The sequence below is a fragment of the Mesorhizobium sp. WSM4983 genome (genome assembly GCF_029625765.1).
Lineage (GTDB): Bacteria > Pseudomonadota > Alphaproteobacteria > Rhizobiales > Rhizobiaceae > Mesorhizobium.
On record NZ_JARTVM010000001.1, the window covers coordinates 806303 to 830467 of the forward strand.

Annotated in this window: 20 protein-coding genes and 1 riboswitch; of the genes, 5 read left to right on the plus strand and 15 right to left on the minus strand. The window is 64.5% G+C overall.

Annotation, left to right across the window (positions count from 1 at the left end; genetic code table 11):
- Window positions 1-2 precede the first annotated feature (2 nt).
- The 15 genes from nuoN to P9254_RS04135 all read right to left on the minus strand — a co-directional run bounded on the left by nuoN (window position 3) and on the right by P9254_RS04135 (window position 15921).
- Window positions 3-1439, minus strand: coding sequence for an NADH-quinone oxidoreductase subunit NuoN (gene nuoN / locus P9254_RS04065; RefSeq protein WP_095829700.1), 1437 nt, complete (start codon window positions 1437-1439; stop codon window positions 3-5).
- 13 nt (window positions 1440-1452) lie between these two features.
- Window positions 1453-2958, minus strand: coding sequence for an NADH-quinone oxidoreductase subunit M (locus P9254_RS04070; protein ID WP_095826201.1), 1506 nt, complete (start codon window positions 2956-2958; stop codon window positions 1453-1455).
- Window positions 2958-4931: an NADH-quinone oxidoreductase subunit L gene (gene nuoL, locus P9254_RS04075; protein ID WP_095826202.1), complete on the minus strand. Its 1974-nt coding sequence runs from the start codon at window positions 4929-4931 to the stop codon at window positions 2958-2960. The genes P9254_RS04070 and nuoL overlap by 1 nt, the downstream gene beginning before the upstream one ends.
- Window positions 4932-4942: 11 nt before the next feature.
- Window positions 4943-5251 (minus strand): NADH-quinone oxidoreductase subunit NuoK, encoded by a 309-nt coding sequence (gene nuoK, locus P9254_RS04080; RefSeq protein WP_066998791.1) that lies wholly within the window; start codon window positions 5249-5251, stop codon window positions 4943-4945.
- Window position 5252: 1 nt separating this feature from the next.
- A complete protein-coding gene (locus P9254_RS04085; RefSeq protein ID WP_066998787.1) occupies window positions 5253-5873 on the minus strand; it encodes an NADH-quinone oxidoreductase subunit J in 621 nt (206 codons plus the stop codon).
- A gap of 236 nt (window positions 5874-6109) precedes the next feature.
- Complete coding sequence (gene nuoI / locus P9254_RS04090; RefSeq protein ID WP_066998784.1) at window positions 6110-6601, minus strand: NADH-quinone oxidoreductase subunit NuoI; 492 nt, start codon at window positions 6599-6601, stop codon at window positions 6110-6112.
- On the minus strand, window positions 6601-7644 hold the full coding sequence (gene nuoH, locus P9254_RS04095; RefSeq protein WP_066998780.1) for an NADH-quinone oxidoreductase subunit NuoH: 1044 nt from the start codon (window positions 7642-7644) through the stop codon (window positions 6601-6603). Before nuoH ends, nuoI begins: the two co-directional genes overlap by 1 nt.
- 2 nt (window positions 7645-7646) lie before the next feature.
- A complete protein-coding gene (gene nuoG / locus P9254_RS04100; protein ID WP_278053642.1) occupies window positions 7647-9728 on the minus strand; it encodes an NADH-quinone oxidoreductase subunit NuoG in 2082 nt (693 codons plus the stop codon).
- A gap of 72 nt (window positions 9729-9800) precedes the next feature.
- Window positions 9801-10481: an NADH-ubiquinone dehydrogenase gene (locus P9254_RS04105; RefSeq protein WP_278053640.1), complete on the minus strand. Its 681-nt coding sequence runs from the start codon at window positions 10479-10481 to the stop codon at window positions 9801-9803.
- A gap of 72 nt (window positions 10482-10553) precedes the next feature.
- Window positions 10554-11858, minus strand: a complete 1305-nt coding sequence (gene nuoF / locus P9254_RS04110) for an NADH-quinone oxidoreductase subunit NuoF (protein ID WP_066998771.1) — start codon at window positions 11856-11858, stop codon at window positions 10554-10556.
- A 10-nt stretch (window positions 11859-11868) separates the two neighbouring features.
- Window positions 11869-13173, minus strand: a complete 1305-nt coding sequence (locus P9254_RS04115; protein WP_278053638.1) for an NADH-quinone oxidoreductase subunit E — start codon at window positions 13171-13173, stop codon at window positions 11869-11871.
- Window positions 13174-14364 carry an NADH-quinone oxidoreductase subunit D gene (locus tag P9254_RS04120; protein WP_127240924.1) on the minus strand — a complete coding sequence of 397 codons (1191 nt, stop codon included), beginning with the start codon at window positions 14362-14364 and terminating at the stop codon, window positions 13174-13176.
- Between the two features lie 9 nt (window positions 14365-14373).
- Window positions 14374-14979, minus strand: a complete 606-nt coding sequence (locus P9254_RS04125) for an NADH-quinone oxidoreductase subunit C (RefSeq protein ID WP_278053635.1) — start codon at window positions 14977-14979, stop codon at window positions 14374-14376.
- A 4-nt stretch (window positions 14980-14983) separates the two neighbouring features.
- The gene (locus P9254_RS04130; protein WP_013531090.1) at window positions 14984-15565 is read right to left on the minus strand and encodes a NuoB/complex I 20 kDa subunit family protein; all 582 of its coding nucleotides are present in this window, start codon (window positions 15563-15565) and stop codon (window positions 14984-14986) included.
- Complete coding sequence (locus P9254_RS04135; protein WP_027169002.1) at window positions 15556-15921, minus strand: NADH-quinone oxidoreductase subunit A; 366 nt, start codon at window positions 15919-15921, stop codon at window positions 15556-15558. Before P9254_RS04135 ends, P9254_RS04130 begins: the two co-directional genes overlap by 10 nt.
- A gap of 334 nt (window positions 15922-16255) precedes the next feature.
- Here P9254_RS04135 and P9254_RS04140 point away from each other — a divergent pair, with 334 nt between their 5' ends.
- The 5 genes from P9254_RS04140 to cobG all read left to right on the plus strand — a co-directional run bounded on the left by P9254_RS04140 (window position 16256) and on the right by cobG (window position 24163).
- Complete coding sequence (locus P9254_RS04140; protein ID WP_278053633.1) at window positions 16256-17455, plus strand: winged helix-turn-helix domain-containing protein; 1200 nt, start codon at window positions 16256-16258, stop codon at window positions 17453-17455.
- 29 nt (window positions 17456-17484) lie between these two features.
- Window positions 17485-17684: riboswitch (cobalamin riboswitch) on the plus strand.
- Window positions 17685-17723: 39 nt separating this feature from the next.
- Complete coding sequence (locus P9254_RS04145) at window positions 17724-18152, plus strand: DUF1636 family protein (RefSeq protein ID WP_278053068.1); 429 nt, start codon at window positions 17724-17726, stop codon at window positions 18150-18152.
- 1 nt (window position 18153) lies between these two features.
- Window positions 18154-19191 carry a cobalamin biosynthesis protein CobW gene (gene cobW / locus P9254_RS04150; RefSeq protein WP_278053631.1) on the plus strand — a complete coding sequence of 346 codons (1038 nt, stop codon included), beginning with the start codon at window positions 18154-18156 and terminating at the stop codon, window positions 19189-19191.
- 17 nt (window positions 19192-19208) lie between these two features.
- Complete coding sequence (gene cobN / locus P9254_RS04155; protein ID WP_278053630.1) at window positions 19209-22805, plus strand: cobaltochelatase subunit CobN; 3597 nt, start codon at window positions 19209-19211, stop codon at window positions 22803-22805.
- A complete protein-coding gene (gene cobG, locus P9254_RS04160; protein ID WP_278053629.1) occupies window positions 22802-24163 on the plus strand; it encodes a precorrin-3B synthase in 1362 nt (453 codons plus the stop codon). Before cobN ends, cobG begins: the two co-directional genes overlap by 4 nt.
- The last annotated feature ends 2 nt before the right edge of the window (window positions 24164-24165 follow it).

A 24165-nucleotide genomic window follows, 5' to 3' on the forward strand; every position in this document is an offset into this window, starting at 1 on the left:
CGTCAGAAGAAGGTCTTGGCGGCGGCTTCGGCATAGCTGCCGATCGGCCCGCCGATCAGCACATAGAACAGCACGAAGGCGCCGCTGACGCCGAGCACGAGGCGCAATTCGCTGGCCATCGGCACGAAGCCGCCGACAGGCTCGTCGAACCACATGATCTTGATGATGCGCAGGTAATAGTAGGCGCCCACCACCGAAGCCAGCACGCCGATGATCGCCAGGGCATAGAGATGCGCGTTGATGGCGGCGAGGAACACGTACCATTTCCCCCAGAAGCCGGCGAGCGGCGGAATGCCGGCCAGCGAGAACATCAGGATGGTGAGGATGGTGGCCATGATGGGATTGGTCGAGGCGAGGCCCGCCAGATCGCCGATCTGCTCGACATTGCCCTCCTTGCGCCGCATGGCGAGGATGAAGGCGAAGGTGCCGAGCGTCATCACCAGATAGATCAGCATGTAGATCGCCACGCCGCGCACGCCGGCCTGGCTGTTCGCGGCAAGGCCGACCAGCGCGTAGCCCATATGGCCGATCGAGGAATAGGCCATCAGCCGTTTGATGTTGGTCTGGCCGATCGCGGCGAAGGCGCCAAGCGCCATCGAGGCGATCGAGATGAACACGACGATCTGCTGCCAGTCGGCGGCGATCGGCTTGAAGGCCCCCATGGTGACGCGCACGATCAGCGCCATCGCCGCCATCTTCGGCGCGGCGGCCAGGAAGGCGGTGATCGGCGTCGGCGCGCCCTCATAGACGTCCGGCGTCCACATGTGGAACGGCACCGCCGAGATCTTGAAGGCGAGGCCGGCGAGCACGAAGACCAGGCCGAAGACGAGGCCGAGCTGACGTTCGCCGCTGCCCAGCGCCGTCGCGATCTCGTGAAAGCCGGTGTTGCCGGTATAACCGTAGACCAGCGAGATGCCGTAGAGCAGCATGCCCGACGACAGCGCTCCGAGAACGAAATATTTGAGGCCGGCCTCGGTCGAGCGGACATTGTCACGGTTGATCGCCGCCAGCACATAGATCGCCAGCGACTGCAGCTCGAGCCCGAGATAAAGGCCAATCATGCCGTTGGCCGAGATCATCAGCATCATGCCGAGCGTGCACAGCACGATCAGCACCGGATATTCGAACTTGTCGAAATGCTCCTGCCTGGCAAAGCGCATCGACATGACGAGCGTGACGGCCGAGCCGATCAGCGCCAGCATCTTCATGAAGCGGCCGAAGGAGTCCTGGACGAAAGCGCTGCCATAGGCAGACCCTTCGCCGCCGGAGAAAGCCAGCCAGAGGCCGGCGATCACCAGCACCGCGACCGCGAGCCCGGTCACCGTCATGGTATTGTTGGAGCGCGAATAGGCGCCCACCATCAGAAGCGCCAGCGCGCCGACGGCGAGGATCAGTTCCGGCGTCGAGAGCGAAAGGCTGGAGAGAAGGTCCGGCGTCATGGTGTTTCCCCGGTCAGTTCGCCGCCGCGGTTTGCGCGGAATTGATGGAAGCGGTGACGTTGGTGACGAGCGCCTTGACCGACTGCGTGGTGGCATCGAAGACAGGCGCCGGATAGACGCCGAAGAAGATCACTAGCACCACCAGCGGGTAGATGATCGCCTTCTCGCGCGTCGACAGATCGAGCAGGTTCTTCAGGCTCTCCTTGGTCAGCGCGCCGAAGATCACGCGGCGGTAGAGCCAGAGCGCGTAGGCTGCCGACAGGATCACGCCGGTAGCGGCGAAGAACGCCACCCAGGTGTTCACCCGAAACACGCCGAGCATGGTCAGGAACTCGCCGACGAAGCCGCTGGTGCCCGGCAGGCCGACATTGGCCATGGTGAAGATCATGAACGCGGTCGCGTATTTCGGCATGTTGTTGACCAGCCCGCCATAGGCGTCGATTTCGCGCGTATGCATGCGGTCATAGATGACGCCGACGCACAGGAACAGCGCGCCGGAGACGAGCCCATGGCTGAGCATCTGGAACATCGCGCCCTGCACGCCCTCCTGATTCATCGCGAAGATGCCCATGGTGACGAAGCCCATATGGGCGACCGACGAATAGGCGATGAGCTTCTTCATGTCCTCCTGCATCAGCGCCACCAGCGAGGTGTAGATGATGGCGACGACCGAGAGCGTGAAGATCAGCGGCGCGAACATCTCCGACGCCAGCGGGAACATCGGCAGCGAGAAGCGCAGGAAGCCGTATCCGCCCATCTTCAACAGGATGCCGGCCAGGATGACCGAACCCGCCGTCGGCGCCTCGACATGCGCGTCGGGCAGCCAGGTGTGCACCGGCCACATCGGCATCTTCACCGCGAAGGAGGCGAAGAAGGCGAGCCACAGCCAGGTCTGCATGTTGGCCGGGAAGTTATGCGTCAGCAGCGTGGTGATGTCGGTCGTGCCGGACTGGAAGAACATCGCCATGATGGCGAGCAGCATCAGCACCGAGCCGGCAAGCGTATAAAGGAAGAACTTGAACGAGGCATAGACGCGCCGCTTGCCGCCCCAGACACCGATGATGATGAACATCGGAATCAGGCCGCCCTCGAAGAAGACGTAGAAGAGAACAATGTCGAGCGCGCAGAACACGCCGATCATCAGCGTCTCGAGGATCAGGAAGGCGATCATGTAGGCCTTGACGCGCTTCTCGATCGCATCCCACGAGGCCAGGATGCAGAGCGGCATCAGGAAGGTGGTCAGGATGACGAACAGCATCGAGATGCCGTCGACGCCCATATGGTAGGAGATGCCCGAATCCAGCCAGGCGTGCTTCTCGACGAACTGGAAGCCGGCCTGCGAATTATCGAAGCCCTTCCAGATGAACAGCGACACCACGAAGGTGAACGCCGTCGTGATGAAGGCGATCGAGCGGATGTTGCGGCGCGCGTTTTCGCTGTCGTCGCTGATCGGCAGAATGAGCAGAACACCAACCAGCGGCAGGAAGGTGACCAGCGAGAGGATTGGCCAGTCGGTCATCAGAGCATCATCCAGGTGACGAGAGCGGCCACGCCGATCAGCATGGCGAAGGCATAGTGGTAGAGGTAGCCGGTCTGCAATTTGACGACGCGGTTGGTGACGTCGACGACGCGCGCCGAGATGCCGTCGGGGCCGAGCCCATCGATGATGGCGCCGTCACCCGTCTTCCATAGGAACCGGCCGAGGCGCTTCGCCGGCCGCACGAAAAGGAAGTCGTAGAGCTCGTCGAAATACCATTTGTTGAGCAGGAAGCCGTAGAGCAGGCGATGGTTGGCGGCGACGCTCCGGGGCAGTTCCGGCGAGCGGATGTAGAACTTCCACGCGACCGCAAAGCCGATGACCATGGCGATGAACGGAGCCAGTTCCACCCACAACGGCAATTCGTGGATCTCGTGCAGGATGTGGTTGTCCGGCAGCGTGAACAGCGAGGCCTTCCAGAACTCGGCATAGCCCTCGCCGATGAAGGCGCCGTGGAAGATGATGCCGGCAAACAGCGCGCCGGCAGCCAGCACGTAGAGCGGCACCAGCATCACCGGCGGCGATTCATGCACGTGATGCATGACCTCGTGGCTGGCGCGCGGCTCGCCGTGGAAGGTCATGAAGATCAGCCGCCAGGAATAGAAGCTTGTGAAGGCGGCGGCGATCACGAGCAGCACGAAGGCAAAGCCCGCGACCGCGTTGTGGCTGGCAAAGGACGCTTCGATGATGGCGTCCTTGGAGAAGAAGCCGGCGGTGCCGATCACCGTCGCCGGGATCCCGACGCCGGTCAGCGCCAGCGTGCCGATCACCATCATCCAGTAGGTCTTGGGGATGAGCGTCCTCAACCCGCCCATCAGGCGCATGTCCTGCTCGTCGGAGACGGCGTGGATGACCGAGCCCGAGCCGAGGAAGAGCAGCGCCTTGAAGAAGGCATGCGTGAACAGATGGAAGATCGCCGCGCCATAGGCGCCGACGCCGAGCGCCACGAACATATAGCCGAGCTGCGAGCAGGTCGAATAGGCGATGACGCGCTTGATATCGTTCTGGACAAGGCCGACGGTGGCCGCGAAGAAGGCGGTGAAGGCGCCGATGAAGGTGACGACGGTCAGCGCCGAATGCGACAGCTCGAACAGCGGCGAGAGCCTCGCCAGCATGAACACGCCGGCCGTCACCATGGTCGCGGCATGGATCAGCGCCGAGACGGGCGTCGGGCCTTCCATGGCATCGGGCAGCCAGGTGTGAAGCGGCACCTGCGCCGACTTGCCCATGGCGCCCATGAACAGCAGCAGGCAGACCACCGTCAGCGCCGTGTGCTTGTCGAGCGCATGGCCGAGGAAGGTGAGCACCGCGGCCCCCTCCGGCGCGCCTTCGGCCGGAAGGAAGGAGGCTGCGTTGGCAAAGACTGTGCCGAGATTGACCGAGCCGAACAGCACGAAGACGCCGAAAATGCCGAGCGCGAAGCCGAAGTCGCCGACGCGGTTGACGACGAAGGCCTTGATCGCAGCGGCGTTGGCGGAGGGCTTCTTGTACCAGAAGCCGATCAGCAGATAGGAGGCGAGGCCGACGCCTTCCCAGCCGAAGAACATCTGCACCAGATTGTCGGCCGTCACCAGCATCAGCATCGCGAAGGTGAACAGCGACAGATAGGCGAAGAAGCGCGGCCGGTTCGGATCGTGGTGCATGTAGCCGATCGAATAGATATGGACCAGCGCCGACACGGTGTTGACGACGACCAGCATCACCACCGTCAGTGTGTCGATCCTGAGCGCCCAGGCGACGTCGAGCCCGCCCGCCTGGATCCAGCGCAGCACCGGCACGGTGAACACTTCGCCATGGCCGAAGCCGACGGTGAAGAAGGCGATCCACGACAGCACCGCCGCGATCACCAGGAAGCCGGAAGTGATGTATTCGGATGCCTTGGCGCCGAGCGAATTGCCGAACAGACCGACAATCAGGAAGCCGAGCAGCGGAAGGAAGACGATGGCCTGGTACATGGTTGTTCCCGTCAACCCTTCATCTGGTTCACGTCTTCGACCGCTATCGAGCCGCGGTTGCGGAAGAAGACGACAAGAATGGCAAGTCCGATCGCGGCTTCCGCCGCGGCGACCGTCAGCACGAACAGGGCGAATACCTGCCCTACGAGGTCATGCAGCGCCGCCGAGAAGGCGACGAAGTTGATGTTGACCGCGAGCAGGATCAGCTCGATCGACATCAGGATGACGATGATGTTGCGGCGGTTCAAAAAGATGCCGAACACGCCGAGCGTGAACAGGATCGCCGATACGGTCAGATAATGCGCGATGCCGACGACCATCTCAGATACCCTCGCCCGACTTGACCTTGCGGATTTCCATGCCCGTTGCCGGCGTGCGGCCGACCTGCGCGGCGATCGACTGCCGCTTGACGCCTTCCTTGTGGCGCAGCGTCAGCACGATGGCACCGATCATGGCGACCAGAAGCACGAGGCCGGCGATCTGGAAATAATAGAGATAGTCCGTGTAGAGGATGTCGCCGAGCGCCGCCGTGTTGGAGCGCGCGGCGAGGTCCGGCGTTGCCTTGGCCACCGTCGAGGCAAGCTGCGGCGCGAAGCTGTAGCCGCCGAGCACGACGATCAGCTCCGCCGCCAGGATCAGCCCGACCAGCGCGCCGATCGGCGCATATTGCAGCGCGCCCTGCTTCATCTCCGCGAAGTCGACGTCGAGCATCATGACGACGAACAGGAACAGCACCATCACCGCGCCGACATAGACGACGAGCAGGATCATCGCCAGGAACTCGGCGCCGGTCAGCATGAACAGGCCAGCGGCATTGAAGAAGGTGAGGATCAGGAACAGCACGGAATGCACAGGGTTGCGCGACGAAATGACCATGAAAGCCGACGCCACGGCGATAAAGGCGAAGAGGTAGAAAAAGACCGCCTCTAGTCCACTCAGCATGGGGTTCCCTCGGGTTCCTGTCCGAACACTGGCTCAGCGCCCCTGCTCGATGTCGCCGCCGCCTCTGGCTGGCAAAGTTGCGTGTTCCTATCGCATGTTCCGATCGGGTTGAAAGACCCGATCGAAAGAAACATGCGACACTCTTTTCATTCCGGAGGATGATCTGGTCCGAAAGTCTGCAACTTTTCGGTGACCATCCTTTGGACGAGGCCCTCGCCCCGTCCATGCGTCAAATCTCAGCGATAGGGCGCGTCCAACGCGATGTTGCGCGCCAGCTCACGCTCCCAGCGATCGCCGTTCGCGAGCAGCTTTTCCTTGTTGTAGTAAAGCTCCTCGCGCGTCTCGGTCGCGAATTCGAAATTCGGCCCCTCGACGATGGCGTCGACCGGGCAGGCTTCCTGGCAGAAGCCGCAATAGATGCACTTCACCATGTCGATATCGTAGCGCACGGTGCGCCGCGTACCGTCGTTGCGGCGCGGGCCGGCTTCGATGGTGATCGCCTGTGCCGGACAGATCGCCTCGCAAAGCTTGCAGGCGATGCAGCGCTCCTCCCCATTGGGGTAGCGGCGCAGCGCGTGCTCGCCGCGGAAGCGCGGGCTGGTCGGTCCCTTCTCGTGCGGATAGTTGATCGTCTCCTTCGGCGCAACGAACTGGCGCATCGACAGGAAGAAGGCGCTGACGAAATCCTTCAGCAGCAGGGCCTTTGCGGCTTGGGCAAGAGCGGACATCACGCAAACCCCGTGATCTTGAGGAAGGCCGCGGTGGCGACGACCATGAACAGCGAGATCGGCAGGAAGACCTTCCAGCCTAGCCGCATCAGCTGATCATAGCGGTAGCGCGGCACAAACGCCTTCACCATCGAGAACATGAAGAACACCAGGCAGACCTTGAGCACGAACCAGATCAGGCCCGGCACCCAGGTGAAGGGCGCGAAGTCGAACGGTGGCAGCCAGCCGCCGAGGAACAGGATGGTGGCCAGCGCGCACATCAGGACGACGGCGACGTACTCGCCCAGGAAGAAGAGCAGGAACGGCGTCGACGAATATTCGACCATGTGTCCGGCGACGAGTTCCGATTCCGCTTCCACCAGATCGAAGGGCGGACGGTTCGTCTCGGCCAGCGCCGAGATGAAGAACACGATGAACATCGGGAACAGCGACAGCCAGTGCCAGTCGAGGAAGGTGTTGGGCAGGCCGAGCTTGGTGCCGAGGCCATCCTGCTGCGAGAGCACGATGTCGGAGAGGTTGAGCGAGCCGACGCAAAGCAGCACGGTGACGATGACGAAGCCGATCGACACCTCGTAGGACACCATCTGCGCGGCTGAGCGCAGCGCGCCCAGGAACGGATATTTCGAGTTCGATGCCCAGCCGCCCATGATCACGCCGTAGACCTCGAGCGAGGAGATGGCGAAAACATAAAGGATGCCGACATTGATGTTAGCGATAGCCCAGCCTTGATTGACCGGAATGACCGCCCAGGCCGAGATCGCGAGCACGGCTGAGACCAGTGGCGCCAGCAGGAAGACGCCCTTGTTGGCGCCCGACGGGATCACCGGCTCCTTGAAGACGAATTTCAAAAGGTCGGCGAAGGCCTGCAGCGTGCCCCAGGGACCGACCACGTTCGGGCCGCGGCGCAGCTGCACCGCAGCCCAGATCTTGCGGTCGGCATAAAGCACGTAAGCCACAAAGATCAAAAGAACGACGATCAGCACGACCGACTTCAACAGGATCAGCAGCGCCGGCAGCACGTAGAAGGAAAAGAAGGTGTCCATGCTTATTCCGCCGCCTGCTTGAAGCCGCTCTTGGCCAGCGCCGAGCACTCAGCCATCACGGCCGAGGCCCGCGCGATCGGGTTGGTGAGATAGAAGTCCTTCACCGGCGAGGTGAAGGTGCCCTTGTTCAAGCGTCCGCCGAGCTTCGCCGCCCTGGCAACGCCGTCGGCGCTGCCCGCCGCGACATGATCGACGCGGGCAAGATGGGGGTATTCGCCATAGAGCTTCGCGCGCAGCTGCGCCAGCGAATCGAAGGGCAGCTTCTTGCCGAGCACATCCGACAGCGCCCGCAGGATCGCCCAGTCCTCGCGCGCTTCGCCCGGGGCGAAACCGGCGCGGTTGGTCTGCTGCACGCGGCCTTCCGTGTTCACATAGGTGCCGGACTTTTCGGTGTAGGCAGCAGCCGGCAGGATGACATTGGCGCGGTGTGCGCCCACATCGCCATGCGTGCCGATATAGACGACGAAGGCGCCGCCGGTCCTGGCCATGTCGATCTCGTCGGCGCCAAGCAGGAACAGGAGATCCGTCGCGCCCAGCATGCCGGCGACATTCTTGCCGCCCTCGCCCGGCACGAAGCCGACGTCGAGCCCGCCGACTCTGGCCGCCGCGTTGTGCAGCACCGCGAAGCCGTTCCACTCGGCCGTGACGGCATTGACGGCCATCGCCAGCCTTGCCGCCTGGCCGAGCACTGCCGCGCCGTCCGAGCGCGCCAGGGCGCCCTGGCCGACGATGATCAGCGGATGCGCTGCATTCTTCAGCACCTCGAAGAACTTGCCGTTGCCGTCGGCCAAGTCCTTCAAGGACTCTGGGCCGGCGCCGATTAGCTCGTAGTCATAACGCGTGTCGCCGATCTCGCCGATGACGCCGATCGGCAGGTTGCCGACGCGCCAGCGCTTGCGGATGCGGGCGTTGAGCACCGAGGCCTCGAAGCGCGGATTGGCGCCGACGATCAGCACCGCGTCGGCCTGCTCGATGCCTTCGATGGTCGGATTGAAGATGTAGCTGGCACGGCCGAGCGATGGATCGAGCGCAGCGCCGTCCTGGCGGCAGTCGATGTTCTTGGAGCCGAGCGCCGCCATCAAAAGCTTGAGCGCATAGATTTCCTCGACCGCGGCGAGGTCGCCGGCGATGGCGCCGATGCGCTCGGGCGCGGTCTTCGACACCTCGTTCTTGATCGCCGTGAAGGCTTCCGCCCAGCTTGCCGGAGCAAGCTTGCCGTTGTTGCGAACGTAGGGACGATCGAGGCGCTGGGTGCGCAGGCCATCCCAGATGAAGCGCGTCTTGTCCGAGATCCACTCCTCGTTCACGGCCTCGTTGACGCGCGGCAGGATGCGCATCACCTCGCGGCCGCGGCTATCGACGCGGATCGCCGAGCCGACGGCGTCCATGACGTCGATCGACTCCGTCTTGGTCAGCTCCCACGGCCGCGCCTGGAAGGCGAACGGCTTGGAGGTCAGCGCGCCGACCGGGCAAAGGTCGATGACGTTGCCCTGGAGCTCCGAGGTCATCGCCTGTTCGAGATAGGTGGTGATCTCGGCATCCTCGCCGCGGCCGATCAGGCCGAGTTCGGAGATGCCGGCGACCTCGGTGGTGAAGCGGACGCAGCGCGTGCAGTGGATGCAGCGGTTCATCACCGTCTTGACCAGCGGACCGATATACTTGTCTTCGACCGCCCGCTTGTTCTCATGGTAGCGCGAGGAGTCAACGCCGAAGGCCATCGCCTGGTCCTGCAGGTCGCACTCGCCGCCCTGGTCGCAGATCGGGCAATCCAGCGGATGGTTGATCAGCAGGAACTCCATCACGCCTTCGCGGGCCTTCTTGACCATCGGCGTGTTGGTGAAGATTTCCGGCGCTTCGCCATTCGGGCCGGGGCGCAGGTCGCGCACGCCCATGGCGCAGGAGGCCTGCGGCTTGGGCGGGCCACCCTTCACCTCGATCAGGCACATGCGGCAATTGCCGGCGATGGACAACCGCTCATGGAAGCAGAAGCGCGGCACTTCCGCGCCGGCGTCCTCGGCCGCCTGCAGCAGCGTGTAATGGTCGGGTACCGTGATCTCTTTCCCGTCGACCTTGAGCTTTGCCATTCGCCTCAAACCCTCGCGGATTTCCCGCATTCTTTCGTTCCGGGGCGCGACTGCGCCCGGCATTTCATCTCACTATTTGGCGGCCAGCGCCGCCGCTTGGCCAGTCCAGTCGTCGCGGCCGACGCGGCCGGCGAGCGACAGGTAATCCTCGACCCAGGCGATCTCTTCCGCGGTCCAGGCAGCGATCTGGTCGTAGGACCAGATGCCAAGACCATTCAGCACCTTCTCCAGCTTCGGCCCGATGCCCGATATCGCCTTCAGGTCGGACGGCTTTGCCGGCTTGTCGATCGCCTTGGGCTGCCTGAAATCTTCCGGCATCAGACCGGTCGCGGCCGCTCCGGCTACCGTGTCGCCTCTCGCGTCGAGCGCCTTCTCAGCGCTGGCGTTCGCCGCGATGTCGGTCACATCCCTGGCGAAGGTCTGCGCCTCGGCGATCAGCGTCTCGGTCGCTTTGCGCGCCTTGGACGAATTGTTGGCGGCTTCGGTCCGCGCCTCGAGATCGTCGAGGAACGGCTGGAGCATGCGCTGCGAGGCTTCGACGGCGCCGGAGAACGCGCCCACCCAGACACCCAGGGCATGGTTGGCGAAACCGATGCCTACCGCCGATAGTGCAGCCACGCCCGCGACAGGATGCGCCATCAGGTTGACGGCGCTGGCCATCTCCCTCGGCATCATCTTGATCAGGTCCGGGTTCATCTTCTCGAGTTCGTCCAAATAAGGCATCAGCGGGTAGGCTATCGAATACGGCGCCATAGACATCTCCTGGTCGTTTCTTCGTACGCCCCGCCCCTGCTTTCCGTCCCGGGCAATGCCCGTCTTGCAAATCTATTCCGCCGCCGCCATCACCGGCTCGACCCGGTGCGCGTTGCGCGAAAACTCGTCGATGCGGCGCTCCACCTCGCCACGGAAATGCCGCATCAGGCCCTGGATCGGCCAGGCCGCGGCATCGCCCAGCGCGCAGATCGTGTGACCTTCCACCTGCTTGGTGACATCGAGCAGCATGTCGATCTCGCGCTTCTGCGCTTCGCCGCGCACCAGCCTTTCCATCACCCGCCACATCCAGCCGGTGCCTTCGCGGCACGGCGTGCACTGGCCGCAGCTCTCATGCTTGTAGAAGTAGGAAAGCCTGGCGATCGCCTTCACGATATCGGTCGACTTGTCCATGACGATGACGGCCGCCGTGCCGAGGCCGGATTTGAGGTCGCGCAGCGCATCGAAATCCATCGGCGCGTCGATGATCTGCTCGGCCGGCACCAGCGGCACCGAAGCGCCCCCCGGGATGACCGCGAGCAGATTGTCCCAGCCGCCGCGAATGCCGCCGCAATGCGTCTCGATCAGTTCGCGGAACGGGATCGACATCGCCTCTTCGAAGGTGCACGGATTGTTGACGTGGCCGGACACGCAGAAGAGCTTGGTCCCGGCATTGTTCGGCCGGCCGAAGGACGAGAACCAGGCAGCACCCCGGCGCAGGATCGTCGGCGCGACGGCGATGGATTCGACGTTGTTGACCGTGGTCGGGCAGCCATAAAGGCCGACATTGGCCGGGAACGGCGGCTTTAGCCGCGGCTGGCCCTTCTTGCCCTCGAGGCTTTCGAGCAGCGCCGTCTCCTCGCCGCAAATATAGGCGCCGGCGCCGTGGTGCATATAGACGTCGAAGTCGTAGCCGGAGGTGTTGTTCTTGCCAATGAGCTTGGCCGCATAAGCCTCGTCGATGGCGCGCTGCAGCGCCTCGCGCTCGCGGATGAACTCGCCGCGCACATAGATGTAAGCAGCGACCGCGCCCATGGCGAAACCGGCGACCAGCGCGCCCTCGACCAGCGTATGCGGATCGTTGCGCAGAATGTCACGGTCCTTGCAGGTGCCGGGCTCGGATTCGTCGGCATTGATGACGAGATAGCTCGGCCGGCCATCGCTCTGCTTGGGCATGAACGACCATTTCAGGCCGGTCGGGAAGCCGGCGCCGCCACGGCCGCGCAGGCCGCTTGCCTTCATTTCGTTGATGATCCAGTCGCGTCCCTTGGCGATCAGGCCGGGTGTATCGTCCCACATGCCGCGCGCCTGCGCTCCGGCCAGCGACTTGTCGAAGAGGCCGTAGATGTTGGTGAAGATGCGGTCTTTGTCCTGAAGCATTGTTCGTCCCTCAGACCGGCTTCTTGCCGAAGACGCGGATGTACTCGGCGACGCCGCCCTTGGCGAGCGCCTTGGCCTGCTTCACCCAGTCGTCGCGCTCGATACGGCCGCGGAAATTGAGATAGCCGTCGACCCATTCGCGCTCGGCCTTCCTCCACGCAGAGACCTGCGCGAAAGTATAAATGCCAAGCGAATGCAGGACGCCTTCGATCTTCGGACCGACACCGGAGATCAGCTTCAGATCGTCGACCGTTGCCGGACGCGCGATCCCAGCCGGGCGGTTCTTGTCCTCGAGCGAAGGCTTGGCCGTCTTGGTCGCAGGCTGCTTCGCTTCCGGCGACTTGAAGGCGGACGCCGGCTCGGCCTTGGCCTTTCGCCCGCTGCGCGGCTTCGAAACCGCCTCGACTTCCGGAGAAGCCTGGTTGGCATTGGCTGCGGAGTGGCGCGGCGCCCTGACGCTGGCCGCCTTCTCGGTGGCGGGCGAAACCTTGACCGGCGACGGTGTCCTTAGTGCCGGACTGGTTTCGGGCGCGTCGGTTTTCGGCTTGCCGGATTTCGATGGCCCGACAGGGGCCGGGGGCGGCGCGGCAGGCGCCTGCGAGACGACGGCGGCGGATGCAGCAGCCGGCGCTGCGGCAGCGGCTTGCCTGGCTGCCTTCGCGGCGGCCTTGGCTTCCTTGTCGCGGGTGGATTTCAGGATTGCCTTCTCGCTCTTCAGCGTCGTCAGGCCCGTGGCCGGCTCCGAACCGGTGCGGCCGTTCTGCGGACCGGGCTTCACCTCGGCGCCTTTGCCGGCTTCATAGAGATCGATGATCTCGGCAAGGCGCTCCGGCGTCAGGTCTTCGAACGTGTCCTTGAAGATCATGACCATCGGCGCGTTGACGCAGGCGCCGAGGCATTCGACCTCCTCCCACGACAGCGTGCCCTTGTCGTTGGTATTGAACTGGTCGTGATGGATCTTAGACCGGCACACATCCATCAGCGCTTCCGAGCCGCGCAGCATGCAGGGCGTGGTGCCGCAGACCTGGATATGGGCGCGGGTGCCGACCGGATTGAGCTGGTATTGCGTGTAGAAGGTCGCGACCTCGAGGCCGCGGATGCGCGGCATGCCGAGCATATCCGAGATCGTCTCGATCGCCGCCTTCGTCACCCAGCCTTCCTGTTCCTGAGCGATCATGAGCAACGGGATGATGGCCGACTGCTCGCGTCCCTTTGGGTATTTGGCGATCCACTGCTGTGCCGCCGCGGCGTTCGCCTCGTTGAAGGCGAAGGAGGCTGGCTGGACGCTGGCATCTGCGAGACGGCGGACTGACATTTAGCGATCGACCTCACCAAACACGATGTCGAGGGAGCCAAGCACGGCGGTGACGTCGGCCAGCATGTGGCCGCGGCACAGGAAATCCATGGCCTGCAGATGCGCAAAACCCGGCGCGCGCAGCTTGCAGCGATAGGGCTTATTGGTGCCGTCGGAGACGAGATAGACGCCGAACTCGCCCTTCGGCGCCTCGACAGCCGCATAGACCTCGCCGGCCGGCACGCGATAGCCCTCGGTATAGAGCTTGAAATGATGGATGAGCGCTTCCATCGAGCGCTTCATCGCCGCGCGCTTCGGCGGCACCACCTTGCCGTCGAGGTTCGACACCGGTCCGGCGCTCTCCTTGCCGAGCAGAAGTTCGACGCACTGGCGCATGATCTTGGCCGATTGGCGCATCTCTTCCATGCGCACGAGATAGCGGTCGTAGCAGTCGCCGTTCTTGCCGATCGGGATGTCGAAATCCATCTCGGAATAGCATTCATAGGGCTGCGCCTTGCGCAGGTCCCAGGCGGCACCCGAGCCGCGCACCATCACGCCCGAAAAACCCCAGGCCCAGGCGTCGGCGAGCGACACCGTGCCGATGTCGACATTGCGCTGCTTGAAGATGCGGTTGCCGGTGAGCAAGGCGTCAAGGTCGTCGACCGACTTCAGGAACGGATCGATCCACTTGCCGATATCCTCGATCAGCCTCTGCGGCAGGTCCTGATGCACGCCGCCTGGCCGGAAGTAGGCCGCATGCATGCGCGAGCCGGAGGCGCGCTCATAAAACACCATCAGCTTCTCGCGCTCGACGAAGCCCCACAGAGGCGGCGTCAGCGCGCCGACGTCCATCGCCTGCGTCGTCACATTGAGGATGTGCGACATGATGCGGCCCATTTCGGAATAGAGCACGCGGATCAGCTGGCCGCGCTTCGGCACCTCGATGCCGAGCAGGCGCTCGGCCGCGAGCGCGAAGGCATGCTCCTGGTTCATCGGCGCGCAATAGTCGAGCCGATCGAGATAGGGCACCGCCTGCAGATAGGTCTTGGCCTCGATCAGCTTCTCGGTACCGCGATGCAGCAGGCCGATATGCGGATCGACGCGATCGACCACCTCGCCGTCCAGCTCCAGCACGAGACGCAAAACCCCGTGCGCAGCAGGGTGTTGAGGCCCAAAGTTAATGTTAAAATTGCGGACGGAGGTTTCAGCCATTGTGGCGCCTCAATTTGGCTTCGCCTTTTCATCGCCCGGAAGGACGTAATCCGTTCCCTCCCATGGGCTCAAAAAGTCAAAGTTTCTAAATTCCTGCTTCAATTCCACCGGCTCATAGATGACTCGCTTGGCCTCGTCGTCGTAGCGAACCTCGACGAAGCCGGTCAGCGGGAAGTCCTTGCGCAGCGGATGCCCTTCAAAGCCGTAGTCGGTGAGGATGCGGCGCAGGTCCGGATGGCCCGAGAACAGCACGCCGTAGAGATCATAGGTCTCGCGCTCGAACCAGTCGGCGCCGGGATAGACGCCGGTCAGCGACGGCACCAGCGTCTCCTCGTCGGCCTGGACCTTGAGGCGGATGCGGACGTTCTGCTTCGGCGACAACAGGTGGTAGACGACGTCGAAGCGCTTGGCACGCGACGGATAGTCGGCGCCGCAAATGTCGATGATCGAGACGAACTGGCAGCGCGGGTCGTCGCGCAGGAGGGTCGCGACCTCGGTCAGGTTGCCTGGCTCGACGCAAACCGTCAGTTCGCCATACGCAAGCACCGTTTCGCCGATGCGGCCGGAGAGCTTCTCGCCGAGATAGGTGGAGAGTTCGTGCAACGCCAAGGCCATTGGTTCACCGTTCGATCGTGCCGGTGCGGCGGATCTTCTTCTGCAACAGGAGAATGCCGTAGAGCAGCGCTTCGGCGCTCGGCGGGCAGCCGGGGACATAGATGTCGACCGGCACGATGCGGTCGCAGCCGCGCACTACCGAATAGGAATAGTGATAATAGCCGCCGCCATTGGCGCACGAACCCATCGAGATGACGTAGCGCGGCTCCGGCATCTGGTCGTAGACCTTGCGCAGCGCCGGCGCCATCTTGTTGGTCAGTGTGCCCGCGACGATCATGATATCGGACTGGCGCGGAGACGCGCGCGGCGCGACGCCGAACCTCTCCGAGTCATAGCGCGGCATCGAGGTGTGGATCATCTCGACCGCGCAGCAGGCGAGACCGAAGGTCATGAACATCAGCGAGCCGCTGCGCGCCCAAGTGATCAGCGCCTCGGTCGAGGTGACAAGGAAGCCCTTGTCGGCCAGCTCATTATTGATCTCGAGGAAGAAGGGATCGTCCTCCCCCACCGGCCTGCCGGTGTTGGGATCGATGATGCCCTTGGGCTTCGGCGCGACGAGGGTGCCTGAACTGTCGTTCAATCCCATTCCAGCGCTCCTTTTTTCCATTCATAGGCAAAGCCGATGGTCAGCACCGCCAGGAACACCATCATCGACCAGAAGCCGAGCATGCCGAGCTTGGAGAAGGACACCGCCCACGGGAACAGGAAGGCGACCTCGAGATCGAAGATGATGAACAGGATCGACACCAGGTAGAAGCGGATGTCGAACTTCATGCGGGCGTCGTCGAATGAGTTGAACCCGCATTCATAGGCGGAAAGCTTTTCCGGATCGGGATTGCGGTAGGCAACCAGGAACGGCGCAACGATCAGCGCCAGGCCGACGACCATCGCCACTGCGATGAAGAGCACGATGGGCAGATACGAACTTAGGAGTGCGCTCATGCGGCGGCTTTCCTTCGGCGGCCAGTTCACTTTGATTACAGCAACGGACTCTAAGGCGGAAGCGTGACAGTTTAACCCGCTGAACCGTTTTAGGTGGCCTATGCTGCGACGCGGCGAGGGTTAGCGCAGCGGTTTCGGCGACGCAAGTCAAACCTTCTTCAAAATCCGGCCCTGGACGCCATATCGGAAGAAACTGGTCCGATCCGCTCCTGTTTGATTTCCTTCATGTTTTACTCCACTTTTCTATCCTGACATATCTCCCGCCATTTGCCTGCTAGCATGGCCGGAATCACCGACTGGAAACCCCGGCAAAGGATCAGGGCAAGGTAGCTGGATGAAAGAAAAGATCTCGCTCGCCGCAGCAAGGCGCATTGCGCTCGGCGCGCAGGGTTTTACCGATGCGCGGCCTGCCGGCACTCCCGATCGTCGCCATCTCGCCCGCGTGCTTTCCCGAACTGGCCTGCTGCAGATCGATTCCGTCAGCGCCGTGGTGCGCGCCCACTATATGCCGCTCTACTCGCGCCTCGGCCCCTACCCGCTTGCGCTGCTCGACAACGCGGCCGTCACGCGCAAGCGAACCGTCTTCGAATACTGGGCCCATGAGGCTTCCTTCCTGCCCGTCGAGACCTATCCGTTGATGCGCTGGCGCATGCAGCGGGCCGAGAAAGGCGAGGAAATGTATCTCGGCCTCGCCAAATGGGGCCGCGAGCGCAAGGCGATGATCGAGGAGATCTACGGGCAAGTCGCGGAACGCGGGCCGATCGCCGCCTCCGACATCGAAGGCCACAAGGGCAATGGCGGATGGTGGGGCTGGAGCGAGGCCAAGCACGCTTTCGAATGGCTGTTCTGGGCCGGGCGCATCACCACCGCCTACCGGCGAGGATTCGAGCGCTATTACGACCTGCCCGAGCGGGTTCTGCCGCAGGCCATCCTCGACCTGCCGGTGCCCTCGGTCGAGGACGCGCATCGCCAATTGCTGCGCATTTCCGCCCGCGCCCATGGCATCGCAACCTATGGCGATCTGCGTGACTATTTCCGCCTGGCGCCTGGCGATACGAGAGCCAGAATCGAGGAACTGGTCGAGATGGGCGAACTGCTGCCGGTGAAGGTCGAAGGCTGGGACAAGCCCGCCTATCTCCACAAGGACGCCCGCTTTCCGCGCCGGATCGAGGCCCGCGCCCTGCTCGCGCCCTTCGATCCGGTGGTATTCGAACGCACCCGGACGGAAAAACTCTTCGGCTTCCGCTACCGCATCGAGATCTACACGCCGGCCGAGAAGCGCCAGTACGGCTACTACGTGCTGCCTTTCCTGCTCGGCGACCGGATCGTTGCCCGGGTCGATTTGAGAGCCGACCGGCCGGCCGGCGTGCTGCGCGTCCATGCGGCTTTTGCCGAAGCCGGCGCTCCCGCCGAAACGGCCGCACAGCTCTTCGATGAGTTGAAACAGATGCAGGCATGGCTCGGCTTGGAAACCATCGAGGTGACGCCGGCCGGCGACCTTGGGCCGGCGTTGGCCGACATTTCGGTGTCGTAGCCGCGCGTTGACATGCCAGCACCTCTAAGCCTAAATCCGCCGCAGACGGTCTCCTCCCGGCAAGGGGAGGAGCCAAGAGGGAATGCGGTGCGGGAAAACCCAAATCCGCGGCTGTCCCCGCAACTGTGAGCGACGAGCCTCAGCCGAAAACCACTGGGATGTTTCCCGGGAAGGCGGCGTAAGGCGACGACCCGCGAGCCAGGAGACCTGCCGTCTGAGACATGAGAATCCGATCGCTCGGCGGGTTTTCCGGGCAAGGAGCCTGGTTTTGGATCGCAACGTCAGTTTTCCGGCTAATACCGCGGACACTTCGTCCGAACCCCGCGACGCGCTATCGGAAGTGACCGTCATCGTCTGCTCCTCCTGCCGCGATGAGACCGGTTCGGACGCGCATCCGCGCGCCGGCGCCCTCCTTGCCGAAGACGCGCGCCGCGCCGCGCCGGACGAGAAAATCCGCATCCGCATCGTCGAGTGTCTCGGCAATTGCAAACGCCGCCTGAGCGCGGCGCTGCTGCGCGACGGCTGCTGGAGCTATGTCTTCGGTGACCTGGAAACGACCAGCGGCGCCGACCTCGTCATCGGCGCAAAGCTCTTTGCCACCTCGACCGACGGCCTCATCCCCTGGCGAGGCCGGCCCGATTCCCTCAAGCGCGGCCTGGTTGCCCGCATCCCTCCCCTCGACCTGCTGAAGGACTGACATGACCGCATCCCTCTCCCGTGTTCCCTGCACTGTCGTCACCGGCTTTCTCGGCGCCGGCAAGACCACGCTGATCCGCAACCTGCTCGAAAACGCCAAGGGCAAGCGGCTGGCGATCATCGTCAACGAATTCGGCGATGTCGGCATCGACGGCGAGATCCTGAAAGGCTGCGGCATCGACACCTGCCCAGAGGAAAATATCGTCGAGCTCGCCAATGGCTGCATCTGCTGCACCGTCGCCGACGATTTCGTGCCGGCGCTCGACCAGATCCTGTCGCGCACGCCGAAGGTCGACCACATCCTGATCGAAACCTCCGGCCTCGCTTTGCCGAAGCCGCTCGTCCAGGCCTTCCACTGGCCGACGGTGAAGAGCCGCGTCACCGTCGATGGCGTCATCGCCGTGGTGGACGGTCCGGCGCTGGCCGACGGCCGCGTCGCCTCCGACATGGACGCCCTGCAGGCGCAGCGCGCCGCCGACGATTCCCTCGACCACGACGATCCGGTCGAAGAGGTGTTCGAGGACCAGATCGCCTGCGCCGACCTCATCATCCTGTCGAAGAGCGATCTGATGGACGCGGCGGGCTCAGTCCGCGCCAATGCCGTCATCGGCGAGCATGTGGCGCGCGCCGTCAAGGTCGTGCCGACCGCGCAGGGCAAGGTCGATCCCTCCGTGCTGCTCGGTCTTGGTCTCGCGGTCGAGGACGACATCGAGAACCGCAAGACCCATCACGACGACGAGCTCGACCATGAGCATGACGATTTCGACTCCTTCGTCATCGATATCCCGTCCATCGCCAGTCCGGACGAGCTGGCCAAGCGCGTCGCCCTCGCCGCCGAGCAGGAAAACGTTCTGCGCGTCAAAGGCTTTGTCGAGGTGGGCGGCAAGCCGATGCGGCTGCTGCTCCAGGCCGTCGGCCCGCGCGTCAACCATTATTACGACCGCGCCTGGACGCCGGACGACGACCGCCGATCGCGGCTCGTCGTCATCGGCCTCAAGGGGCTGAACCGCCCGGCGATCGAGCGTATCCTCGCCGGCTGAGGCAAGACCGAACCGCGATGCACATCCTCACCACGACATCCGCCTCGCTCGACGATCTCGCCGAGCCGATCGACCTCAGGCAGACGCCTGCGGATGTCGTGGCCCTGTCCTTCACCGACAGCGATCTCGCCGGCCTCGCCGCTGCGTGGAAGGCCGACGCCGCGCGGCTGCCGTCGATGCGGCTGGCAGCACTTCGCGATCTCCGCCATCCGATGTCGGTGGACCTCTGGATCGACAGCGTTGCCCGTCACGCCAAGGTGGTCCTCGTCCGCATCCTGGGCGGCTACGACTGGTGGCGCTATGGCTCCGACCAGCTCGCCGCGGTCGCACGCGAGCGCGGCATCAAGCTGGCGCTGCTGCCGGGCGAAAGCCATGACGAGGACCAGCGGCTGATCGAAGCCTCGACCCTGCCGCGCGCCGAACTCGACACCCTGCTCGGCTATTTCCGCGAAGGCGGCCCGGCGAACATGAGCGCGCTGGTGCAAAGACTGGCAAGGCTCGCCGGGTCGGATACGGCCGTGGCCGAGCCGGTGAGCGTGCCGAAGGCGGGGTACTATCAACCAGGAATCGGAGTTGTCGCGAAATCAGTCTTCTTGAACGTCGGCGATCAGTCACACCTCCCTCTGTCCGACAGGAGAGAGGGGGGTGTGGCGGAGCTCAACATCGACAGCGTCGGTGCCCCCGTCATCCCCATCCTCTTCTACCGCTCGATGCTGCTTGGCGCGGACGTCGCGCCAATCGATGCACTCGCAGATGCCCTTCGCTCGCAGGGCATGACGCCAATGCCGATCTTTGTTTCGAGCCTCAAGGACCCGGTATCGCTGGCTTTCGTCGAAACCGCCATCGCCTCGCTGAACCCGTCCGCGATCGTCACTGCAACCGCCTTCGCCTCCGGTGCCGAGCCGGGTGCCGAAACGCTCTTCGACCGTGCCGGCGTGCCCGTGTTCCAGGTCATCGTCGCCACGACGCGGCGCGAAGTCTGGGAGAAAAACCAGCGCGGCCTGGCGCCCGCCGACCTTGCCATGCATGTCGTGCTGCCCGAGCTCGATGGCCGTATCCTCGCCGGCGCGATTTCCTTCAAGGGCGAGATTGACACCGATCCGGCGCTGGCCTTCCGCGCCTTCGCCAACCGTCCCGAGGCGGATCGCGTCGCCCAGGTCGCCGCCCGCATCGCCGCCTTCCTCCGCCTTCAACGGACGCAGCGGGCGGAACGCAAGCTGGCGATCCTGATTCCGGATTATCCAAGCGCGCCCGGACGTACAGGCTATGCCGTCGGCCTCGACGTTCCGTCGAGTGTGCTCGCCATGCTGCACGACCTCAAGGAACAGGGCTATGCGGTTGATGGGATTCCACAATCGCCACGCGGGCTGCTGGATGTGTTGGAGGTGGGTGGACTTGGTCTCACCTTACAGGAATATCTCGCCTTTTCGGCAGCGCTTCCCGAAGGTGCACGCGACACGGTTGAGGCAGCGTGGGGGAGAGCCAACGACAAAGCTCACGTCAATGCGCCCCCCTCTGTCCTGCCGGACATCTCCCCCTCTAGGGGGGAGATTGCGCCTGCATCGATGCTTTCGCCAATCATCAACGCTGGAGGAGAAGCGCCGTCAGCGAAACTGCCAATCTCCCCCCTTGAGGGGGAGATGTCCGGCAGGACAGAGGGGGGTGTTCAAGCGCCTCCTTCCGCAAGCTTCCCCTTCCGCGCCGCCGCCTTCGGCAACGTCACCGTGGCGCTGGCCCCCGACCGTGGTCGCTCCGCAGACCGCCGCGCCGACTACCATGACCCGACCCTTCCCCCGCGCCACGAGTTGATCGCCTTCGGCCTGTGGTTGCAAAAGTCGCTCGGCGTCCACGCCATCGTCCATGTCGGCGCGCATGGCACGCTGGAATGGCTGCCGGGCAAGACGGTCGCGCTCTCCGACAACTGCTTCCCTGAGATCGTCACCGGCTCTCTGCCCGTCATCTATCCTTTCATCGTCTCCAATCCCGGCGAGGCGGCGCAGGCCAAGCGCCGCATCGCGGCCGTCACGCTCGGTCACCTGCCGCCGCCGCTGACCGGCGCCGGGCTCGACGAGGCGCAACAGAGGCTTGAGCGGCTGGTCGACGAATACGCACAAGCCGACGGGCTCGACCGCCGCCGCCGCGACCGACTTGCAAGGCTGATCGTCGAAACGGCGCAGAAGACAGGCCTTGCTTCTGAAGCCGGAGTTGCCGGAACCGATGCGCCGGACGAGGCGCTGCGCCGCATCGACGCGTGGCTGTGCGACCTCAAGGATTTTGCCGTCAAGGACGGGCTGCATGTCTATGGCCGCGCGCCCGATGACGAAGCCGATCCGCTGCGCCGCCAAAGCGTCGAGACCGAAAAAAACGCCCTGCTCGCTGCGCTCGACGGCCGTCACATCAAGGCCGGACCGGCAGGCGCGCCGGCGCGCGGTCGTTCCGACGTGCTGCCCACCGGCCGCAACCTTTTCACCTCCGATCCGCGCACCATGCCGACGTCGACGGCCTATGATCTCGGGCAGGCGGCGGCGGAAGAAGTCGTGCGCAGCTATATGCAGAGCCATGGCGACTGGCCGCGCTCGCTGGTCATCGACCTCTGGGGCTCGGCCTCGTTGCGCACCGGCGGCGAGGAGATCGCGCAGGGCCTGGCGCTGATGGGCTGCCGGCCGCAATGGGATGCCGCCACGGGTCGCGTCACCGGCATCGAGGTGATGCCGCCGGCCGCCCTCGGCCGCCCGCGCGTCGACGTCACCTGGCGCATCTCCGGCCTGTTTCGCGATATGTTCCCGACCCAGATCGCGCTGATCGACGCCGCGGCCAGCGCCGTCGCCGGCCGCGACGAGGACGATTGGGAAAATCCGCTTGCCGCCGCGACCCGTGCCCAAGGCAAAATCGGTCCGCGCATTTTCGGCACCTCGCCCGGCACTTACGGCGCCGGGGTCGAGGAATTGCTGTCGCGCGGCGAATGGAGCGCGCGCGAAGAGATCGGCCGCGCCTATCTCGAAGCAACCTCGCATGCCTATGGCGGCGCCGAAGGTGAGGCTATCTCCGCGCCCGGCGTCTTCGAGGGCCGCATCGCCGAGGCGGACCTGCTTGTCCACACCGGCGACGACCCGGGCCGCGACATCCTCGAAGGTTCGGCCGATGTCGCCTTCATCGGCGGGTTTTCGGCCGCACTTGCCGCGCTTGGCAGGAATGCCGATGTCATCGTGCTCGACACGACTGATCCTAAGAAGCCGAGGCCGCGATCGGTCGGCGAAGCGGTGTCGCGCGTGGTGCGGGCCCGCGCCGTCAATCCGCGCTTCATTGCCGGGCAGATGCGCCACGGCCCCCGCGGCGCCTCGGAATTCGCCGAGACGGTCGACCGCCTGGTTGGCTTCGCCGAGACCACGCATGCCATATCGGGCGCGCTGATCGAGGCGGTGCACGACGCCTATATCGGCGATGCGGAAGTCCGAGCCTTCCTGCTGCGCGAAAATCCCGCCGCCGCGAAGGTCATCGCCGAGCGATTCCTGGCCGCTCGGCGGCGCGGTCTCTGGCATCCGCTCAGGAATTCCATCGACGACGATCTCACGGCCTTGATCGCCGAGTCGCAGGCAAGCGAGGTGGCGGCATGAACGCCTTCTCGCGCCGTGGCGCCTGCCCTGCTTTGTCTGCGCCGATGCAGACCGGCGATGGCCTGCTGGTGCGGCTCAATCCGGTTGCTGGAGGGCTTGCACCCAAGTCGCTGATGGGTCTTTGCGAATCCGCCTTGCGCCACGGCAACGGCATCATGGAAGTGACCGCTCGCGGTAGCCTGCAGATCCGGGGCCTGACCGCAGACAGCGCTGGGCTGCTGGCGGCGGAAGTGGATGCGCTGGGCATTGCCATGCGGACGGGCGTGCCGGTGGAGACCGGGCCGCTCGCGGGTATCGACCCGCAGGAGATTGCAGATCCGAGCCCGCTGGCGGAACGGATCAGGGCGGCGGCTGACGAGGCCGGGCTGACTCGACGGTTGGGGCCGAAGGTGTCCGTGGTCGTCGACGGCGGCGGGCAGTTGACGTTGGACGCAGTGACAGCTGATGTGCGGTTGAAGGCAATGCACACTGCTGCTGGCGTGAAATGGGGCATGTCCGTTCCGGGCGACGCGCACCACGCAAGACCGCTCGCGACAGTCGACGCGGATGCGGCACGCGACATCGCCGTCGCAGCGCTCAGGATGGTCGCTGAGAAAGGCCGCGAGGCGCACACAAGGGATCTATCGGAGCGGCAGTTGGCCTCTCTCGCAGGCTGGCATTCCTTCGCGCCCCCCTCTGTCCTGCTGGACATGTCCGGCAGGACAGAGGGGGGCGCCGTAGGGCGCCAGCATTCGCCCATCGGCCTCTTCGACCTGAGCAGCAGCCACGCCCTCGGCTTCAGCCTGCCCTTCGGCAGCATGCCGGCACAGAACCTCATCGACCTCGCCGCCCAGGCTTCAGATCTGGGCTCGACCGAAATCCGCCTGGCCCCAGGCCGCGCCCTGCTTTTCCTCAACCTCTCCCCATTCGCCAGCGCCTCTCTCCAAGCCTCCGCGTCCGCCCTCGGCTTCATCACCGCCCCCACCGATCCGCGCACCCGCATTGCCGCCTGCCCCGGAGCGCCCGCCTGCGCCTCCGGCCGCATCGCCACCCGCGCCATCGCCGAAGAAATCGCAACGGAAAGCCCCGATCTCTTCGATGCCTCCCTCACCCTCCACATTTCCGGCTGCGCCAAAGGCTGCGCCCATCCCGGCCCAGCGGGGCTCACCCTGGTCGGCGACGAAAACGGAGCCGGACTTGTCGTGGACGGGACGGCAAAGACCCTTCCTGCCGGATACAGGCCGGGCTATGACGCCGCGCGCGGGGTCGCCGGCATTGCGGCGGCGATCCGCAACGCACGGCGTCCCGGCGAGACTGCCGCCGCTTGCCTCACAAGGCTCGGCGCGACTGAGATCGCCGAACTCTATCGACGGAACTGAAG

Excerpts from the sequence above, each read along its gene's own strand:
- nuoN (WP_095829700.1), bottom strand. The coding sequence starts at position 1,439 with ATGACGCCGGACCTTCTCTCCAGCCTTTCGCTCTCGACGCCGGAACTG.
- P9254_RS04115 (WP_278053638.1), bottom strand. The coding sequence starts at position 13,173 with ATGTCAGTCCGCCGTCTCGCAGATGCCAGCGTCCAGCCAGCCTCCTTC.
- cobG (WP_278053629.1), top strand. The coding sequence starts at position 22,802 with ATGAACGCCTTCTCGCGCCGTGGCGCCTGCCCTGCTTTGTCTGCGCCG.
- P9254_RS04120 (WP_127240924.1), bottom strand. The coding sequence starts at position 14,364 with ATGGCTGAAACCTCCGTCCGCAATTTTAACATTAACTTTGGGCCTCAA.
- P9254_RS04140 (WP_278053633.1), top strand. The coding sequence starts at position 16,256 with ATGAAAGAAAAGATCTCGCTCGCCGCAGCAAGGCGCATTGCGCTCGGC.
- nuoG (WP_278053642.1), bottom strand. The coding sequence starts at position 9,728 with ATGGCAAAGCTCAAGGTCGACGGGAAAGAGATCACGGTACCCGACCAT.
- P9254_RS04105 (WP_278053640.1), bottom strand. The coding sequence starts at position 10,481 with ATGGCGCCGTATTCGATAGCCTACCCGCTGATGCCTTATTTGGACGAA.
- nuoI (WP_066998784.1), bottom strand. The coding sequence starts at position 6,601 with ATGTCCGCTCTTGCCCAAGCCGCAAAGGCCCTGCTGCTGAAGGATTTC.
- P9254_RS04130 (WP_013531090.1), bottom strand. The coding sequence starts at position 15,565 with ATGGGATTGAACGACAGTTCAGGCACCCTCGTCGCGCCGAAGCCCAAG.
- P9254_RS04070 (WP_095826201.1), bottom strand. The coding sequence starts at position 2,958 with ATGACCGACTGGCCAATCCTCTCGCTGGTCACCTTCCTGCCGCTGGTT.
- cobW (WP_278053631.1), top strand. The coding sequence starts at position 18,154 with ATGACCGCATCCCTCTCCCGTGTTCCCTGCACTGTCGTCACCGGCTTT.
- P9254_RS04125 (WP_278053635.1), bottom strand. The coding sequence starts at position 14,979 with ATGGCCTTGGCGTTGCACGAACTCTCCACCTATCTCGGCGAGAAGCTC.
- nuoK (WP_066998791.1), bottom strand. The coding sequence starts at position 5,251 with ATGGTCGTCGGCATCGCGCATTATCTGACCGTATCGGCGATCCTGTTC.
- cobN (WP_278053630.1), top strand. The coding sequence starts at position 19,209 with ATGCACATCCTCACCACGACATCCGCCTCGCTCGACGATCTCGCCGAG.
- nuoF (WP_066998771.1), bottom strand. The coding sequence starts at position 11,858 with ATGCTTCAGGACAAAGACCGCATCTTCACCAACATCTACGGCCTCTTC.
- nuoL (WP_095826202.1), bottom strand. The coding sequence starts at position 4,931 with ATGTACCAGGCCATCGTCTTCCTTCCGCTGCTCGGCTTCCTGATTGTC.
- P9254_RS04085 (WP_066998787.1), bottom strand. The coding sequence starts at position 5,873 with ATGCTGAGTGGACTAGAGGCGGTCTTTTTCTACCTCTTCGCCTTTATC.
- nuoH (WP_066998780.1), bottom strand. The coding sequence starts at position 7,644 with ATGGACACCTTCTTTTCCTTCTACGTGCTGCCGGCGCTGCTGATCCTG.
- P9254_RS04135 (WP_027169002.1), bottom strand. The coding sequence starts at position 15,921 with ATGAGCGCACTCCTAAGTTCGTATCTGCCCATCGTGCTCTTCATCGCA.